Source organism: Exiguobacterium sp. S22-S28 (assembly GCF_043359615.1).
Taxonomy (GTDB): domain Bacteria; phylum Bacillota; class Bacilli; order Exiguobacteriales; family Exiguobacteriaceae; genus Exiguobacterium_A.
Map to the genome: position 1 here is coordinate 1 of NZ_JBHFFC010000030.1, position 16,461 is coordinate 16,461.

The 16,461-nt window shown below is 46.6% G+C and carries 16 protein-coding genes and 1 riboswitch; of the genes, 4 read left to right on the forward strand and 12 right to left on the reverse strand.

Annotated elements, in window-relative coordinates:
- Window positions 1-36: 36 nt before the first annotated feature.
- From ACHA8N_RS12900 to metK, 3 genes are all read right to left on the reverse strand, one after another.
- Window positions 37-741 (reverse strand): alpha/beta hydrolase, encoded by a 705-nt coding sequence (locus ACHA8N_RS12900; RefSeq protein ID WP_147510556.1) that lies wholly within the window; start codon window positions 739-741, stop codon window positions 37-39.
- 84 nt (window positions 742-825) lie between these two features.
- On the reverse strand, window positions 826-1,314 hold the full coding sequence (locus tag ACHA8N_RS12905; protein ID WP_147510555.1) for a GNAT family N-acetyltransferase: 489 nt from the start codon (window positions 1,312-1,314) through the stop codon (window positions 826-828).
- A gap of 138 nt (window positions 1,315-1,452) precedes the next feature.
- Window positions 1,453-2,661 carry a methionine adenosyltransferase gene (metK, locus tag ACHA8N_RS12910; protein WP_119923333.1) on the reverse strand — a complete coding sequence of 403 codons (1,209 nt, stop codon included), beginning with the start codon at window positions 2,659-2,661 and terminating at the stop codon, window positions 1,453-1,455.
- 127 nt (window positions 2,662-2,788) lie between these two features.
- Window positions 2,789-2,915, reverse strand: a riboswitch (SAM riboswitch).
- Window positions 2,916-3,147: 232 nt separating this feature from the next.
- On the opposite strand from metK, the gene pckA reads away from it, so the two are divergent.
- Window positions 3,148-4,716 (forward strand): phosphoenolpyruvate carboxykinase (ATP), encoded by a 1,569-nt coding sequence (pckA, locus tag ACHA8N_RS12915; protein ID WP_393965958.1) that lies wholly within the window; start codon window positions 3,148-3,150, stop codon window positions 4,714-4,716.
- A gap of 61 nt (window positions 4,717-4,777) precedes the next feature.
- On the opposite strand, the gene ACHA8N_RS12920 is transcribed toward pckA, so the two are convergent.
- The 9 genes from ACHA8N_RS12920 to ACHA8N_RS12960 form a co-directional block, all read right to left on the reverse strand.
- The gene (locus ACHA8N_RS12920; RefSeq protein WP_393965959.1) at window positions 4,778-6,031 is read right to left on the reverse strand and encodes an EAL and HDOD domain-containing protein; all 1,254 of its coding nucleotides are present in this window, start codon (window positions 6,029-6,031) and stop codon (window positions 4,778-4,780) included.
- 164 nt (window positions 6,032-6,195) lie between these two features.
- Window positions 6,196-6,936: an alpha/beta hydrolase family protein gene (locus ACHA8N_RS12925; protein WP_393965960.1), complete on the reverse strand. Its 741-nt coding sequence runs from the start codon at window positions 6,934-6,936 to the stop codon at window positions 6,196-6,198.
- On the reverse strand, window positions 6,908-7,381 hold the full coding sequence (gene ytkD, locus ACHA8N_RS12930) for an RNA deprotection pyrophosphohydrolase (protein ID WP_147510552.1): 474 nt from the start codon (window positions 7,379-7,381) through the stop codon (window positions 6,908-6,910). Before ytkD ends, ACHA8N_RS12925 begins: the two co-directional genes overlap by 29 nt.
- A gap of 130 nt (window positions 7,382-7,511) precedes the next feature.
- Window positions 7,512-8,861: a glucose-6-phosphate isomerase gene (locus ACHA8N_RS12935; RefSeq protein WP_012371157.1), complete on the reverse strand. Its 1,350-nt coding sequence runs from the start codon at window positions 8,859-8,861 to the stop codon at window positions 7,512-7,514.
- Between the two features lie 112 nt (window positions 8,862-8,973).
- A complete protein-coding gene (locus ACHA8N_RS12940) occupies window positions 8,974-10,140 on the reverse strand; it encodes an iron-containing alcohol dehydrogenase (RefSeq protein ID WP_393965961.1) in 1,167 nt (388 codons plus the stop codon).
- A gap of 126 nt (window positions 10,141-10,266) precedes the next feature.
- Entirely contained in the window at window positions 10,267-10,659 is a 393-nt protein-coding gene (gene yugI / locus ACHA8N_RS12945; protein WP_012371159.1) for a S1 domain-containing post-transcriptional regulator GSP13, read from the reverse strand.
- Between the two features lie 399 nt (window positions 10,660-11,058).
- Window positions 11,059-12,102: a ribonucleotide-diphosphate reductase subunit beta gene (locus ACHA8N_RS12950; RefSeq protein ID WP_147510550.1), complete on the reverse strand. Its 1,044-nt coding sequence runs from the start codon at window positions 12,100-12,102 to the stop codon at window positions 11,059-11,061.
- Window positions 12,071-12,559 carry a flavodoxin domain-containing protein gene (locus ACHA8N_RS12955; protein ID WP_147510549.1) on the reverse strand — a complete coding sequence of 163 codons (489 nt, stop codon included), beginning with the start codon at window positions 12,557-12,559 and terminating at the stop codon, window positions 12,071-12,073. Before ACHA8N_RS12955 ends, ACHA8N_RS12950 begins: the two co-directional genes overlap by 32 nt.
- 18 nt (window positions 12,560-12,577) lie before the next feature.
- On the reverse strand, window positions 12,578-14,845 hold the full coding sequence (locus ACHA8N_RS12960; protein ID WP_393965962.1) for a ribonucleoside-diphosphate reductase subunit alpha: 2,268 nt from the start codon (window positions 14,843-14,845) through the stop codon (window positions 12,578-12,580).
- A gap of 275 nt (window positions 14,846-15,120) precedes the next feature.
- Here ACHA8N_RS12960 and ACHA8N_RS12965 point away from each other — a divergent pair, with 275 nt between their 5' ends.
- From ACHA8N_RS12965 to ACHA8N_RS12975, 3 genes are read left to right on the forward strand one after another with little or no spacing between them, the layout of a single operon-like run.
- On the forward strand, window positions 15,121-15,354 hold the full coding sequence (locus ACHA8N_RS12965) for a DUF1871 family protein (protein WP_393965963.1): 234 nt from the start codon (window positions 15,121-15,123) through the stop codon (window positions 15,352-15,354).
- Between the two features lie 13 nt (window positions 15,355-15,367).
- Window positions 15,368-15,607 carry a NifU N-terminal domain-containing protein gene (locus ACHA8N_RS12970; protein WP_393965964.1) on the forward strand — a complete coding sequence of 80 codons (240 nt, stop codon included), beginning with the start codon at window positions 15,368-15,370 and terminating at the stop codon, window positions 15,605-15,607.
- Between the two features lie 58 nt (window positions 15,608-15,665).
- Complete coding sequence (locus tag ACHA8N_RS12975; protein WP_393965965.1) at window positions 15,666-16,460, forward strand: glycosyltransferase family 2 protein; 795 nt, start codon at window positions 15,666-15,668, stop codon at window positions 16,458-16,460.
- The last annotated feature ends 1 nt before the right edge of the window (window position 16,461 follow it).

Sequence of the window (16,461 nt, forward strand, 5' to 3'; positions counted from 1 at the left end):
TCGCGCACGACGGCATCCTCCTTTTAAATTCTCTTCTTACTCTTCGACAAGCTTCAGGAACAACATTAGTTTTTCAGCAAACCGTGTGTTCAAACGTTCGAAACTAAAGTGCGGGAAACCGTGCAGACGTTGCAGATAAATCTGATCGCCGCCCATTTTCCGGCACACTTCAAGCGTCAGCTTCACATCGGCAAATTGATCATCTGGCGCGTAGAAACAAGCGAGCTGGACACGCGGTAATTTTTTCCGTTCTTCGTCATGGATGACGATTTCTTCTTCAATTTCCCGGTACTCGGCATAGGTCAACTCACCGAGACGGGCAGCATCTTCATTGTTTTGTCCAAACGGTAACGTTCCAAGCGGGGCATCCGGACGGAACCGGTCGAAGGCACTGGCAAACACTTGTTTGACGCCGCCCAGTTGTTTCGAGTTATGCCAATCAAACAAAGGAGAAATAAATGTCAGACTCCCTACCGGTAATTCATATTCTTGCAATAACCGGTTGACGACGAGTGCTCCCATGCTGCAGGCGATGATGTGGATCGGCAGTTTTCGTTTACCGGCTTCTCGTAAGGCTTCTTTTAATAATTGCTGGTGTTCTTCAAACGATACACGACGCGGCGCATCGACTATAAGTACTTCATATTCCCGTTCCAAGACGCGAATCAATGCTTCGCTCGGCCGGGCACGTAATTGGAGTGGATATACAAGGACAATCACTCCGGTTGGTTGTTCTACCACAAGCTCACCTCTTCATCAGATATCCATTTAGTATGCAACAAATCCGACTTCGGCAAAACCGCCTCAAGTCGGATTTCTTTTCCCTTATTCGTATATACGTTGCAACCGCGTCACAGGTTCCACCTGTCCAAACACTTCTTCCGTCGTCTCGCTGATTTCCTTAAATCCATACGCGGTCAAAAAGTGACGGGCTTTATAATTACGGGATTCGACGTACACTTCGATTGGAGAAGCACCTTGGCGCTCGAGTTCCCGAATCAGTCGCCGCCCGATTCCGTTCTGTTGGTATTTCGGCAGGACATACAAGCGGACGATTTCCCACGTTCCTTCCACATCGATTGCATGAATAAATCCCACGATTTCCCCTTCAATCAGTCCTACGTTAAAGTATTCTCCACGGGCTTCTTCAGCCGTTCGAATCGCCCGAACCACTTCTTCCTGTGGATACGCTTCTTGGACGAAATGGGCTTTCGAGCGCTCTGAATAGATCTCCTCGTACGTATCCATCCAAGATGTGAGCGCTATATCATGAATACGTGCTGCATCAGCAGGAACTGCTTCGCGTATCTCCATACCGAAATCCCCCTTTTCCTTTTACAGACTCATGTTCTTTTACCCTTTTCTAGAAATTTCAGTCGTATCCCTGCAAAGTTCCGGAGAAACAAAAAAAGTTCAGAAACTTCCTTCAAAAAGGAGTTCCTGAACTTTGGATTATGCGAAACGTTTTGCCTGCTCTTCAAGTGCAGCGGCTTTATCTGTTTGCTCCCATGGCAATTCGATGTCTGTACGACCGAAGTGACCATATGCTGCTGTCTGACGGTAAATCGGACGGCGGAGATCAAGCATCTTGATGATGCCTGCTGGACGAAGATCAAAGTTTTCTGCGATCAATTCGACGAGTTGTGCTTCTGGAAGCTTACCTGTTCCGAACGTATCGACAGCGATTGAAACCGGGTGCGCAACACCGATTGCGTAAGCAAGTTGAACTTCTGCTTTTTCCGCAAGACCAGATGCGACGAGGTTTTTCGCGACGTAACGTGCTGCATAGGCAGCAGAACGGTCGACTTTGGTTGGATCTTTACCAGAGAATGCACCACCGCCGTGGCGTGCGTAACCGCCGTACGTATCAACGATGATTTTACGACCTGTTAATCCAGCATCACCTTGTGGTCCGCCGATGACGAAACGACCAGTCGGGTTGATGAAGAATTTTGTTTCAGCGTCAATGTATTCCGTCGGGATGACCGGAGCGATGACGTGTTCTTTCAGATCCGCTTGAATTTGCTCAAGCGTTACTTCTTCTGCATGTTGTGTCGAGATGACGATTGTATCGACGCGAACAGGCTCGTTGTTCTCGTTGTATTCAACCGTAACTTGCGTTTTACCATCCGGACGGAGGTAATCGAGTTGTCCTGTCTTGCGGACTTCTGCAAGACGACGTGCCAGTTTGTGTGAAAGTGAAATCGGAAGTGGCATCAGTTCAGGTGTTTCTTTCGTTGCGTAACCGAACATCAGACCTTGGTCTCCTGCTCCGATTGCATCGATTTCTTCATCTGACATGTTTCCTTCGCGTGCTTCAAGCGCCTGGTCGACACCAAGAGCGATGTCTGCTGACTGCTCATCGATTGAAGTCAATACAGCACATGTGTCTGCATCGAAACCGTATTTAGCGCGTGTATAGCCGATTTCGCGAATGGTCTCACGAACGACTTTCGGGATATCCACGTAAGTCGATGTCGTAATTTCTCCTGCGACTAAAACAAGTCCTGTCGTGACAGAAGTTTCTGCCGCAACACGTGCGTTTGGATCCGCTGCAAGAATCGCATCCAAAATTGAATCCGAAATCTGGTCACAGATTTTATCCGGGTGACCTTCAGTTACTGATTCCGACGTAAATAGTCGGCGATTAAGGTTTGTCATGTTTGACCCTCCCAAAAAAGAATTTGACGGTGTACTCATTTCCCCTAGTTGAGTGGGACGGTAAAATGAAAAAAACCTTTCCATGTCCAAAAATGGTCAGGGAAAGGTTGTGCGTTCTTCCTTTACCCTCTTATCGTTCGAAGTGTTTACTTCGCTTCAGGAGAGCACCTTTTCCTACATTAATGATGAAATTAATATAAGACGGTTGCCGGGTTTCTTCGGGCCTTGTTCCCTCCACCTGCTCAGAATAAGAGTATCCGTTACGAATTACATGATATAAACTTGTGCCCACTCTGTCAAGCAACGTTTTAATTTCTAGTCGAAAAATTTCGAAAGAGATGTTAAACTGTTAATGCTGAAAGCGTTTCCAGATAAATAGAAATCAGCGCATGAAAATGATTGCCCTATCTTTAGTATGTCATATATAATGAATGTGTCATACTATTGATGGAGCCAAAACCAACGTAGGGGAAAGGTGGGGTCAGGATGCCGATGACGGTCCTGAATATCGAAGAACTACTCAAGAAGGAGCATGTGTTCAAGCAACTATCCGTTGCCGAACTAGTCGAACATGCGATTCGCAACAACGAAGGAGTTCTTGCAGAAAATGGTGCTTTGTCTGTAGAAACGGGGAAATTTACAGGTCGTTCACCGAAAGACAAGTTCATCGTCCGCGATGACTCATGTGAGATGCACATCGATTGGGGTCACGTCAATCAACCGATGGAATCGGATAAATTCGAACAGCTGTTACAGAAAGTTCTTCGTTACATGAACGAAGCGGATCAACTCTACTATACAGAAGCTGCTGCTGGTGCCGATACACATTTCACCCTTCCAGTGCGCGTTGTGACCGAATATGCTTGGCATAATTTGTTTGCGAAGCAGTTGTTTTTACGTGAATATCCTAAGGTAGCGGCCTTTGAACCATTTACGGTCGTCTACGCACCACATTTTAAAGCCGATCCTACGGTCGATGGAACCAACTCAGAAACATTCATCGCGATGTCATTTGAACACCGGATCGTTTTGATTGGTGGGACGGAGTATGCTGGGGAAATTAAAAAATCAATTTTCTCCGTCATGAACTACCTGTTGCCGCAACAAGAAGTATTATCGATGCACTGCTCCGCAAACGTTGGACACGACGGTGATGTTGCCTTATTCTTTGGTCTATCAGGGACTGGTAAGACCACCCTGTCAGCTGACGACAGCCGTCAATTGATCGGTGACGATGAGCACGGCTGGTCTCATGACGGTGTCTTCAATATCGAAGGCGGCTGCTATGCGAAGACGGTGAACTTGTCGCGCGAAAAAGAACCACAAATCTTTGACGCGATCCGCTTCGGAACCGTTCTTGAGAACGTTGTCCTCGATGACACCCGGACTCCGGACTATGATGATACGTCGCTGACTGAAAATACGCGTGCGGCTTATCCGATCACAGCCATCGATAACATTGCCATCCCGTCACGTGCCGGTCATCCGAAAACGATCGTTTTCTTGACGGCTGATGCGTACGGTGTGTTACCTCCCATCAGTAAATTAACAAAAGAGCAAGCCATGTATCACTTCCTGTCCGGCTACACGTCGAAACTGGCTGGGACAGAACGCGGTGTCACGGAACCGGAAGCGACGTTCTCGACCTGCTTCGGCTCACCGTTCCTACCGTTGATCCCTGAAAAATATGCGACGATGCTCGGTGAGTTGATTGATCGCCACGGCGTGACGGTTTATCTCGTCAACACGGGTTGGACCGGCGGCGCTTACGGAACAGGCAGCCGGATGAAGCTGGCGTATACACGGACGATGGTCAATGCCGCTGTCAACGGTCTGCTTACGGACATTCCGACAGAGGAGCATCCGATTTTCGGACTTCATATGCCAATCGAAGTACCCGGTGTTCCGACCGATTTACTCAATCCGGTCAAAGTGTGGGCAGATTCAGCTGCTTATACAGAGCAAGCAACAGCTCTCGCACATAAATTTAAGCAGAACTTCACCCGCTTCGTCAGTGCGACGGATGCGATCAAATCAGCTGGTCCTCGCGTTTAACAAGGAGTGGTGATCACAAAAAGGTTGAGCTCCTTAGCGGAAGCTCAACCTTTTTGTTTACTCAGACAATCGAATCCGTTTCTTCTTGTAAATGGCCTTCTTTTTGACCCAGCCATTCTTGACTTTCTTTTAACAGTTCGTATGCACGTTTTTTCGAAATCCCAAAACGTTGGCTGAGCATCTCAAACTGTGCAAATTCGCCTCGATCTGCACTGATTGCAAGTAACAAACAGTCCCGAAACGGATGATCCTCCCCCTGTAGTACATGTTTCAATGCAGGTTCAATCGGCAATTGATCGATGATTTCGCTAATATCGACGGACAATAATGCATCGATGTGCGATAGTAAACCGATCATATAAGCACTTTCCGCCTTCAGTGTCTTCGTTTCCGTTGCAAATAATTCACATAACTTTGCACAATGTAAAGAAGAACGTAATAGTTCACCTGACCACCGGTACGGACTGGCGAGTTTCATTTCACGCAAGACGATCAACGAAATCCAACTTTTTAATTGTGAGAAGCCTAATAAGGAAATTGCTTGCCGGACGGAACTGACGGTGTTCCGAAGACCGATCCCAGGGGAATTGATCAATTGCAACACTTGAACACTGATATAAGGATTTCCTTCAATCTCATCGATCACTTCATCGTAGTATTCATCTGTCTCCAACCACTTCAACATCTTCAGCAAAACGGGTAACTGAGGGGGTACAGCCTTCCCTTTCATCAGCATCGGCTTGGCGTAAAAATATCCTTGGAACCAGTCATATCCCATTTCCAAGCTGCGTATATGATCTTCGTGGGTTTCCACCCGTTCGGCCAGAAAACGCATATGCGGATAATTTCGTTTTAAGATATGTAAAATCGCACTTTGTTCACGAGGATTGATTGCTTCAATATCGATTTTTATCAAATCAATTAAATCAAACAACTCCGCCCCGTGATGGCGCAATAGATCGGTCACAAAATCATCGAGGGCCAACATGAATCCTGCTTCTTTCCACTTTTTTAGTGTTAACAGCATATTTTCATCGATGTGAACGGTTTCCAACACTTCAATAACGAAGCGGGTCGGGTCTAAGTGATCAATCAGCTCAGATTGCAACAGTTCTCCCGTAAAATTAATAAACAGTCGTTTCCCTTCCGCAACACGATCTACTCCGAGATGAATCAATGTATTGGTCAATACATCCATCGTCGCCAGTTCTCCATCAAAAACTGCTGGAGCTTCAACGGAACGATAGAGTAATTCGAAAGCATCGATCGAACCTAACCGGTCAACAATCGGTTGGCGTGCAAGTAAGATTTCCATCTCATGTTCCCCTTTAAAATCCATTAATTAGGATTATTTTATATGTTCTAGTATACCAAACATCCTTTTCTCTAAAAAAACAGTTTTTCAAATAATATCAATGTTCCACTAAATCAAAAAAAATCACTTCAACATCCTACATTGAAGTGACCTTTCGAATCCTGTTACGTCATCATCCATTTCATCACGTCATCCGTCACTTCCATCTTTTGATGCACCGGAAATTGATGGGCATATTGATAGATTTTCAAGTGGGTCTGTCTCGGATAACGGGCGGCATAATTCGTGGCATGACGCAATTTGACATTTTGATCATACAACCCGTGAATCAGTAACACCTCTCCCTGTGGTCTATAGTACAAGGGAGATCGAACATGATAGGCTTTTTGCTGTTGGTCCGGTGTACCGCCTGTAAAACGTCGAAGCATCTTTTGCATCGTTCGTTGTTCCTCATACGTCCAGACCAGATTCGTTACCCCCGCCCAAGAAACCGTCCGTTTGACAGGGCGATGATGGGCAAGCAATAACGCCATCTGACCGCCGCGTGAGAAGCCGAAGACCGACGTCCGCTCCACACGCTGATCCAACCAGTCAAATGCACTGATGGCGTCCAAAATATCCTGATTTCCAAAGTCCTCTTTACCGGTTCCGCCTAAGTTTCCACGATAAAAGGGCGCCATGACTAAATAACCCGCTTGCGCAAACTGCATCAGACGTGTCGGTCGGACCATCCCGATGTGACGTGTCCCACCACGTAAATACAAAAGACCTTGTCCATTCGCTTGAACGGGAAAAATGACATAGGCACCCACCCGTTCACCGTCAGATGTCTCATAAAACATCCGAAACGATCGAAACGGACCTTGTCTCGGCAGTTCAAACCAATCGGCGTTCGGCGAGTACACGAAGAGTCTCCGGAAGGACACGGTCCTTCATCATGAAGCTGTATTGGCGGTTCGTATCGAGACGAGGTGGGATATCGTCCAATAAGTATGCCCCGTCCGTCTCATCGACAGCCAGGTGAGGGACAAGTGATTTTATCTCGGCGAAGTAGATGTTCTTGATGATTGTATCCCCTCGTCCTTCGACACGATATTGTCCGATGTACTGAAGGCGTTCAATCTGTCCACCCGTTTCTTCCATCACTTCTCGGTATGCTGCTTCTTCAGCCGTTTCACCGGGTTCGACTTTTCCCCCGGGAAATTCGTACCCCCGTTGTTTATGATGCGTCAGTAACCATTTCCCCTCGTACACGGCAATGACCCAGACATGAAGCGGATGAACCGAGAACGGATGGTCCTCAAAACTCAGTTCGACCCGATTTTGATAATAATCCAAAAACGTAATCACGTGCGTGCACCCCATTTCTTCTTCTCTCTTCACTTTACCTGTTTCGAAAGCATTCTAAAAGTGAAAGTGCGTAGGAATTTGCCAGAATGACAAAAAAGACATCCCTCTGAATCGAGAGATGTCTGGGTTCTTATTTCAAGCGAGCTTCAAGCTCTGCTTTTTCTGCTTCAAATCCAGGTTTACCGAGTAAGGCAAACATGTTTTTCTTGTACGCTTCAACACCCGGCTGATCAAATGGGTTCACACCAAGCAGGTATCCACTCATTGCACACGCCTTTTCGAAGAAGTAGAACAAGAATCCGAGATGATACGGCGTCATCTCCGGCAATTCAACCGTCAAGTTCGGGACTTGTCCATCCGTGTGGGCAAGTAACGTTCCTTCAGCGGCTTTGTCATTAACAAATTGAATCGATTTTCCTTCAAGGAAGTTCAGACCGTCCAAGTCTTGCGCATCCTTTTCGATCGTCAAAGCATGACGTGCTTGTCCGACTTTAATGACTGTCTCAAACAAGTCACGGCGTCCTTCTTGCACGTATTGACCCATCGAGTGGAGATCCGTTGAGAAGTCGACTGCGGCCGGGAAAATCCCTTTGAAGTCTTTTCCTTCTGACTCTCCGTACAACTGTTTCCACCACTCCGACACATAGTGTAAAGCTGGTTCGTAGTTGACGAGGAGTTCGATGGTTTTCCCTTTCGCGTATAACGCGTTCCGGACGACTGCATACTGATAGGCTTCGTTTTCCGCCAAGTTTTCGTTTGAGAACTGAACTTGAGCGTCACGTGCGCCTGCCATTAATTCTTCAATCGAGATGCCTGCCGCTGCGATCGGTAACAGTCCGACCGGCGTCAAGACCGAGAAACGTCCTCCGACATCATCCGGAATGACAAACGTTTGGTACCCTTCTGAATCTGCAAGAGTCTTCAAGGCACCACGCGCTTTATCCGTCGTTGCGTAAATCCGGTCTTTCGCGCCAGCTTTGCCGTACTTGTCTTCCATGAACGTTTTCAACAGGCGGAACGAAATCGCCGGCTCTGTTGTCGTACCCGATTTCGAGATGATGTTGACCGAAACATCTTTTCCTTCGAGGACTTGGAACAAATCATGTAAGTATGTCGAAGAAATGTTATGTCCGGCATAGATGATTTGTGGTGCTTTCCGTTCTTCTTTTGATAACAAGTTGTGGAACGAATGACCGAGCATTTCAATCGCCGCACGTGCGCCGAGATACGATCCGCCGATTCCGACGACTAACAACACGTCTGAATCCGACTTGATTTTTTCCGCCGCCGCTTGAATCTTTTCAAATTCTGCTTTGTCGTAGTTCGTCGGTAAATCGACCCATCCTAAGAAATCACTGCCGGCTCCTGTACCGTTGTGGATTGCTCCGTGTAATGTTTTTACCGTATCCGCCATGTAGTCTACTTCATGTTGTCCTACGAATTGTAGGGCTTTTGAATAATCAAAACGTACCGTTGTCATTCACTCGTCCTCCTTATTCATTCGCAAACAAATGCGACCTTCCTTTTCATTAAAACGCAAGAAGGAAGGTCGTTCAAGTCTTTTGTGAAAAGATTAGCAAATGTTATGACGCTTACAATGCAGCCGTGACGATTTGACGGACATCTTCGTTACCGAGTGATTTGAAGTTACCGAAGTCGCCACGTGTCATCGCTGACTTCACGATTGAATCGACTGTATCTTCTTTGATGTCATAATCCGCAAGACGGTTCGGTGCACCAAGTGATGTCCAGAACGCACTGATGGCATCGATTGTAGCGTGTGCTGCTTCCATTTCTGATTTACCTGTCGTATCGACGTCAAAGACGTTTTCACCGAGTGTGACGAAACGGTGTGCATTTGACTCATCGAGAACGTGACGCATCCAGTTCGGGAAGAGAATCGCTAAACCACCTGCGTGCGGGATGTCATGAACCGCTGAAACCGCGTGTTCGATATTATGAGAAGCCCAGTCACCGCGTGCGCCCATTTGCAGGACACCGTTGAGTGCCATCGTACCTGCGAAGAGAATCGTACCGCGCAGTTCAACGTTTTCAAGATCGTTGACGAGTTTCGGTGCTGCTTCGATGACTGCTTTCATAACGCCTTCTGTCATCCGCTCTTGAACCGGTGCATGCGCCGTGTGGAAGTATTGCTCGAGGCAATGGCTCATCATATCGACAATTCCATAAATCGTTTGATCTTTCGGTACACTAACTGTGTATTTTGGATCAAGGACCGAGAATGTAGGGAACGTCAACGGGCTGCCCCAACCGTATTTTTCTTGTGTCTTCCAGTTCGTGATGACAGAACCTGAGTTCATTTCTGAACCTGTCGCAGCGAGCGTCAAAACTGTTCCGAACGGGATGACGGTTTTTGGTGTTGCTTTCCCAATGACGAGATCCCATGCTTCGCCCTCGTACGGGATACCGGCAGCAATCAATTTCGTGCAGTCGATGACAGAACCGCCGCCAAGAGCGAGCAATGCATCAACGCCTGCTTCACGAGCGATTTTGATGCCGCGTTCCGCTGTTTCAATACGCGGATTTGGTTCGACGCCGTCGCATTCGACGTATTCGATTCCTGCTTCGTTTAATTCACGCGTCACGTCATCATACACGCCGTTGCGCTTGATGCTTCCGCCGCCGAATACGAGCATGACTTTTTTCACATTTAATATTTTCAGTTCGTCTTTAATCTTGCTGACTTGACCGTCACCAAAAATAAGTTTCGTTGGATTACGATATTCAAAGTTTTCCATTGTGTGTTGCCCCCTTAATAAGTAATGAACACCTTACATTATCCACACATTCCCCTTTTGCATCTATTTTAATGCTTATAACGCAAAAAAAAGAGAACCGACCGATGTCGATTCCCTTTTAAAAACTTATTTTTGGAAGTTTGATTTTTCAATCCATTCTTCCAATTTGCCTTTTAACACGTTGAAGCCAGGAGCTTCTTCTTGTTTGAAAGCAGGACCTGCATCGCGACGGCCAGCGTTTTTGCGTGGGCCTTTAGCGCGTGCTTCGCGTTTTGGAGCTTCTTGTGTTGCTTTGATCGAAAGCTTCATTTTTTTGTTAGCTTCGTCGATGTCGAGAACTTTAACAGTTACTTCATCGCCAACTTTTACGTAATCGTTGATGTCTTTTACGTAATCGTGTGAGATTTCTGAGATGTGGACGAGACCTTGTGTTTGCTCGTCAAGTGCTACGAAAGCACCAAAGTTTTGAATACCAGTTACTTTACCAGTAACAACTTGGTCTTTTTCAAAGTTTGCCATAGTTTATACACTCCCTAACTAAATTCATCAACTTATAATAACATACTTTTTACGGATGGTAAAAAATATTTTTCAAATTGTTTATTTTTTATTTTACAAGGGAACAAATTAGTAGCAAGACTTCAAGTATTCCCCCTGATTCTGCCGGACTTTTCGAGTCCGGCCCTTTTTTCGTCTAATTTTCGATTGACCTAAAAACAAAGAAAAAAGACATGTAAAAAGGACAGATCCGGTCTGCTCGCTTTCCGCGGACAAGCCACCATGCCGCTTCAGATGCGGTGCATCTTCCAGGGTCATGATTGGCTTGTTTTTCTGCAGGAGTCGAGCAGGACCTCACCTGTCCTAGAGTATATGAAATTTCACAGTGAAGCAATAAAAATTTAAAGAGTAGTTGACGACTTACAAATCGTCAAATCCGTTTGCATCTGTCACTTTCGCATACGACCGTGATTTTTGCTCGAAGAAATCGGATTTCGTCGCATTCATCGAGTCATCGGAATACGCCCGAATCCATGGCATGACGTCTTCATCATGTCCTTCATACAGGTCGTCAAGTCCGATGACACGAAGACGTTTGTTGGCAAGGTATTTGACGTAGTCACGCATCTCGCTGACGTCAAGTCCGTCCAAGTCACGTAACACGTATTCACTCCACTCGATCTCAAGATCAACGGCACGCTCGAATGTTGCATAAACGAACTTCGTGAATGAACCGTCGGCGTCGATGGTTGGATGTTCCGTCAGAACGGCACGCAACAATTGACTGATAAAGTACGAGTGTTGCAGCTCATCGCGTTGGATGTAACTGATCATCGTCGAGGTACCGACCATTTTTTGATGGCGCGCTAAATTATAGAAGAAGGCAAATCCAGAATAGAAGTTAATCCCTTCAAGAACGATCGAAGCAACCAGTGACTTCGCAAAGTTTTCCGGTGTCCGGTCGTTTTGGAAATCTTCATACAAATCTAGAATGAAGGCATTCCGCTTCATGACCATGTCGTCGTCTTTTGCGATATCGAAGATCCGGTTTTGTTCCGACAACGGCACAAGACTCGACAGCACGTAGCTGTACGATTGGTTATGCACGACTTCCTGTTGTGCCACAATCGCGAGAATCGCATGAATTGAAGCATCGGATGTGAACATTGCCGACTCGAGAATATAGCGAGTCTGGACCGAGTCGAGAATCGACAACAAACCGATAATGCGCTTGAATGCATCCTGTTCCCGTTCGCTCAATTGATTCCATTGTTGCATATCTTTTGACATCGAAATCTCATCCGGAATCCAGAAGTTCGATAGCAACTGTTTATAAATCGAATAAAACTGAGGATATGCGATGTCGTTCCAGTTGACGATCGAGCTTGTCTCTCCGCCAATGATCGCGGTTGCCCGGTTTGGATGACGGGCATCAAGCAGTTTGATTTTTTGTAGTTGTTCCATGTTGTTTGGCTCCCTCTTGCTGTAGTTGCAATAACGTTCGACGTGTCCACTCTTTGACCGTATGCGGTCGGTTTCGCGGCGATTGTTCGATTTTGAGTAGTTCACCTGCGAGCGGAACTCCGAACTTCGAAAGATGATACGCCATCTCATCGACGGCACGGCAATATTTGACGAACATTTTATCACCCGTCCCAAAGACAGCTGCCTGCGGAATCGCGTGCGAGCTTTCCTTTAAGACTAACTTCAGGCAATCCCGCATCTCATCCGGTAATTGTCCGTCTCCCCAAGTGTACGAACCAAAATAGACGATATCATAAGGGACCAGCTGATACGTCGTTACGTCATCGGCAAAGATCATCGTCGGTTCGACCTGCATTTCGGAACATGCTTTTGCGATCAGTTCCGCAACCTCCTCTGTATTTCCGCTCATTGACGCATATACGATTGCTGCCTTCATGATACCGTCCTCCTTCTCTTATGACGAACACGACTCACATTCATCGATTTCAACAGTCGTCGAACGTGTATAGTAAATCGTCTTCATCCCCAGCTGCCATGCTTCCATGTGCATCTCAAGTAACTCTTTTGCTTTGACGCTGTTCTTAACGTAGAGGTTAAAACTGATCGCCTGGTCAATGTGGCGTTGACGTGACGCATTTTGACGGATGCTCCACAGTTGATCAATCTCAAACGCTGATTTATAGAACCAGTTCGTCTCCGGTGTCAAATCAGGAACGGTGACTGGAATCTTATAGTTTTTCTTTTCTTCCGCGTACACTTTCTTGTAGATCGGATCAATCGAAGCCGTACTGCCGGCGATGATTGCCGTCGACGAGTTCGGTGCGACCGCCATCAGGTAGGCATTTCGCATTCCGTGTGCCGTGATGTCGGCTTGCAGGCGATCCCAATCGAGTTCAGCAGTCGTTTTGTAGTGACGGCGGGCGATGTACTCCCCTGTTTGCCACTCCGATCCTTCGAAGAGACGGTAGGCGCCTTTTTCTTTCGCCAGTTGCATCGATGCATCAATCGTCAAATAAGCAATTTTTTCATAGAGACGATCAGCGTACTGAACGGCCTCGACCGACTCCCAACGGATGCCTTCGAGTGCGAGCAGATGATGCCAACCGAATGTTCCGAGACCAACTGCGCGATATTTTTGATTTGTAATCTGCGCTTGCGGCACATCAATCGTGTTGAGATCGATGACGTTATCAAGCATCCGCATTTGAATCGGAATCAACCGTTCCAACACATTTTCACGGACAGCACGTGCCAGTGCGATTGAAGATAAGTTACAGACGACGAAATCGCCTGGTGTTTTGGTGATGATGATCTTGCCGTCTTCCGTGTACTCTTCCTTCACTGTCGTCGGACTCATGTTTTGCATGATTTCTGAACAGAGGTTCGACGAGTAAATCATGCCCGCATGTTTGTTTGGGTTGGCACGGTTTACCGCATCGCGGAAGAACATGTATGGTGTACCGGTTTCAAGCTGTGACCGCATGTAACGTTTGACGAGATCAATCGCCGGTACTTTCGTCCGGCTCAGGCGTGGTTCATTGACACATGCTTCATATTTCTCCGTGAAGCTGCCGCCTTGCTCCGTTTCATCAAACGAATCTTCCAGACTGAAGCCCATCACCGTCCGGATTTCATGTGGATCAAACAAATACCAGTCGCCTCGTGCTTCGACCGTCCGCATGAAATGATCCGGTAGGCTGACGCCTGTGAATAAATCATGTGTCCGCAACCGTTCGTCCCCGTTATTTAACTTCGCATCGAGGAACTCGAGGATATCCTTGTGCCAGATATCCAGATAAACGGCGATTGATCCTTGACGCATGCCGAGCTGATCGACGCTGACCGCTGTATTGTTCAACTGTTTCATCCACGGTATGACACCGCTTGAAACCCCTTTAAATCCTTTGATGTCTGATCCGCGCGAACGAATTTTCCCCATGTAGACACCGATTCCGCCGCCGCCTTTTGACAAGGTCGCGACATCCGTATTCGAGTCATAGATGCCCCGTAGTGAGTCATCGACCGTATCGATGAAACATGACGAGAGTTGACCGTACGATTTACCGGCATTCGACAATGTCGGTGTCGCAACGGTCATGTACAGGTTCGAAAGCGCCCAGTACGACTCTTTGACAAGCTCGATCCGGCGTTCTTTTGGTTCTGTCTGCATCAGTGTCATCGCAATGATCATAAAGCGTTCCTGCGGCAATTCGTATAGTTTTTTGACGTGATCGCGCGCTAAGTAACGATCAGATAACGTCCGAAGTCCGATGTACGTGAACAGGTGGTCACGTGACGGGTCGATCGATGCCGCCAGTTCCTCGACTTCTTCTTTCGTATACGTTTCTAAGAGATGCGGCGTGAAGATGCCAATCTCCGTTAATTTTTCAATCAAGGAATAAAGTGAGCCGTACCGTTCGTCCGCTGCGTAGCCGCGGTTCTCACTCGCTTCCAGATACAATCGGTTTAAATACGTTGCTGTCGCAACAAATGTCCAGTTCGGTTCTTCTGCTTTTAACATATCCAGCGCATGCATTGTTAACAGTTCATAGACTTGATCCGCCTGTAACGTCTTTCCTTCGAGTGCCCGAATCGCCCGTTCTGTATAACGCTCGACGTCGAGCTCCGAGTATGATGCCGTAATCTGACGGATTACCGTATATACATCTTCTATTGTCATTGCACCTTGATAGATGCGTGCTGTATTCAGTGGAGATGCCACTATGAACCACTCCCATTCTCTAACTTTAAAATAGGTTCCGTTGCCGTAAAAAATGCGCTAAACTAAAAAAAGACGCCCTACATATAGAAAGATTAATTCATGCTTCATTCTATATATAGACGTTTCAGGCATTTTTAAACCTATTTATCTACAAGATATAGGTTATCACTGAATGCTTAAAAAATAACCCCTTGCATTGAAAATCAGGTCAAACAAATTTGAAAAGGCGGACTACCGCCTTTTGAGATATATTGAGATAAGGAGTTCAATCATTTATGAGGTCAGAAGAACTTTTAAAAAAATATGATCCATTTCACCTAGGAGAAGGAAAATATCCGACGGAAATGTCTGCTATACTAGTGTTACTGACGGTTCATGATCAAATAAGCCCGCTTGCAGAAGCAATTGGTTCTGTTTTTGAAGAATCGTTTGATGCACGACCGGATCAGCAGGAACTGACTTTACTCGCAACGAACTTACTTTTATGTGAAGATTCGTGTGAACTTTGAAAGGAGACTTATTATGCAAGTTGATTACACACCAAACCCAAACTCCGTAAAAATCACACTCGAGGGTGATCGTTTCGGCGCGAAAAGCACGAGCGTCAAACAAGGTGAGACGCCGGAAGATGCATTGCTCGCGTCACTCATCACAGTAGACGGCATTGATAACTTATTTGCTTACGGTGACTTTATCACCGTGACAAAAGAACCTGCTGCCGACTGGAACACACTGCTTCCACTGATCGAAGAAAAAATGTAAATACTACACACAGACACCTGAATGCCATGGGTGTCTTTGTGCTAAGGAGACGACTTTTATGCCGACGGTTTCAGTCATCATCCCCACATATAACCGCCCCCGTGAATTGCGGGAGGCTTTACACGCCCTGACCCGGCAACAGTACAAAGATTTTGAGGTCATTATCTTAAACAATAACGGTGAGCCTTTGACAACAGTCATCGCTGATTTTGAAGACCGTTTACCACTCACTTATATCGAGTTGCCGGAAAATCACCATGTCCGTGCCCGTAATCATGGAGTTTCGCTTGCACGAGGACGATACATTCTGCTTCATGACGATGATGACTTATTGCTGCCTTCACACATAGAAGAAGCCGTAGGCGATTTGGAAGCAGGCGCCGACTTAACGTATGCTGATGCCGAACTGTTCACTTATGACTGGCAACACGACCACCGAATCGTCAAAACGACGGAAACGTTCGCGTATCCATACGACCGCGAAGCAATGAAAGAAGACTCGACCTATATTCCATCCGGTTCGCTCTATCGCAAATCCCTTCATGAAGAACTTGGTTTATTTGATGAAGAGGTCTTCAACTATTGGGACTGGGACTGGATTTTACGCGTCGGACAAGATCACCTGATTTTGCATCCGGCCCGCGCTACAGTGCTGTATGCCTTTAATCCGTCCGGCAATCATGAATCCGCCAAACAGGATGCCTCACGTCGCGTCTATTTTGACCGTCTTGTGGAAAAACATGAACTGCCGACGACGGAAATGAAAAATTTTCATATCGTCCAAGAAGAACGCCGCTCCCGTCTCCGTGAGACACGGCGGACGTTCAGCGGCCATTTGACAGAAAGTGAGTGAT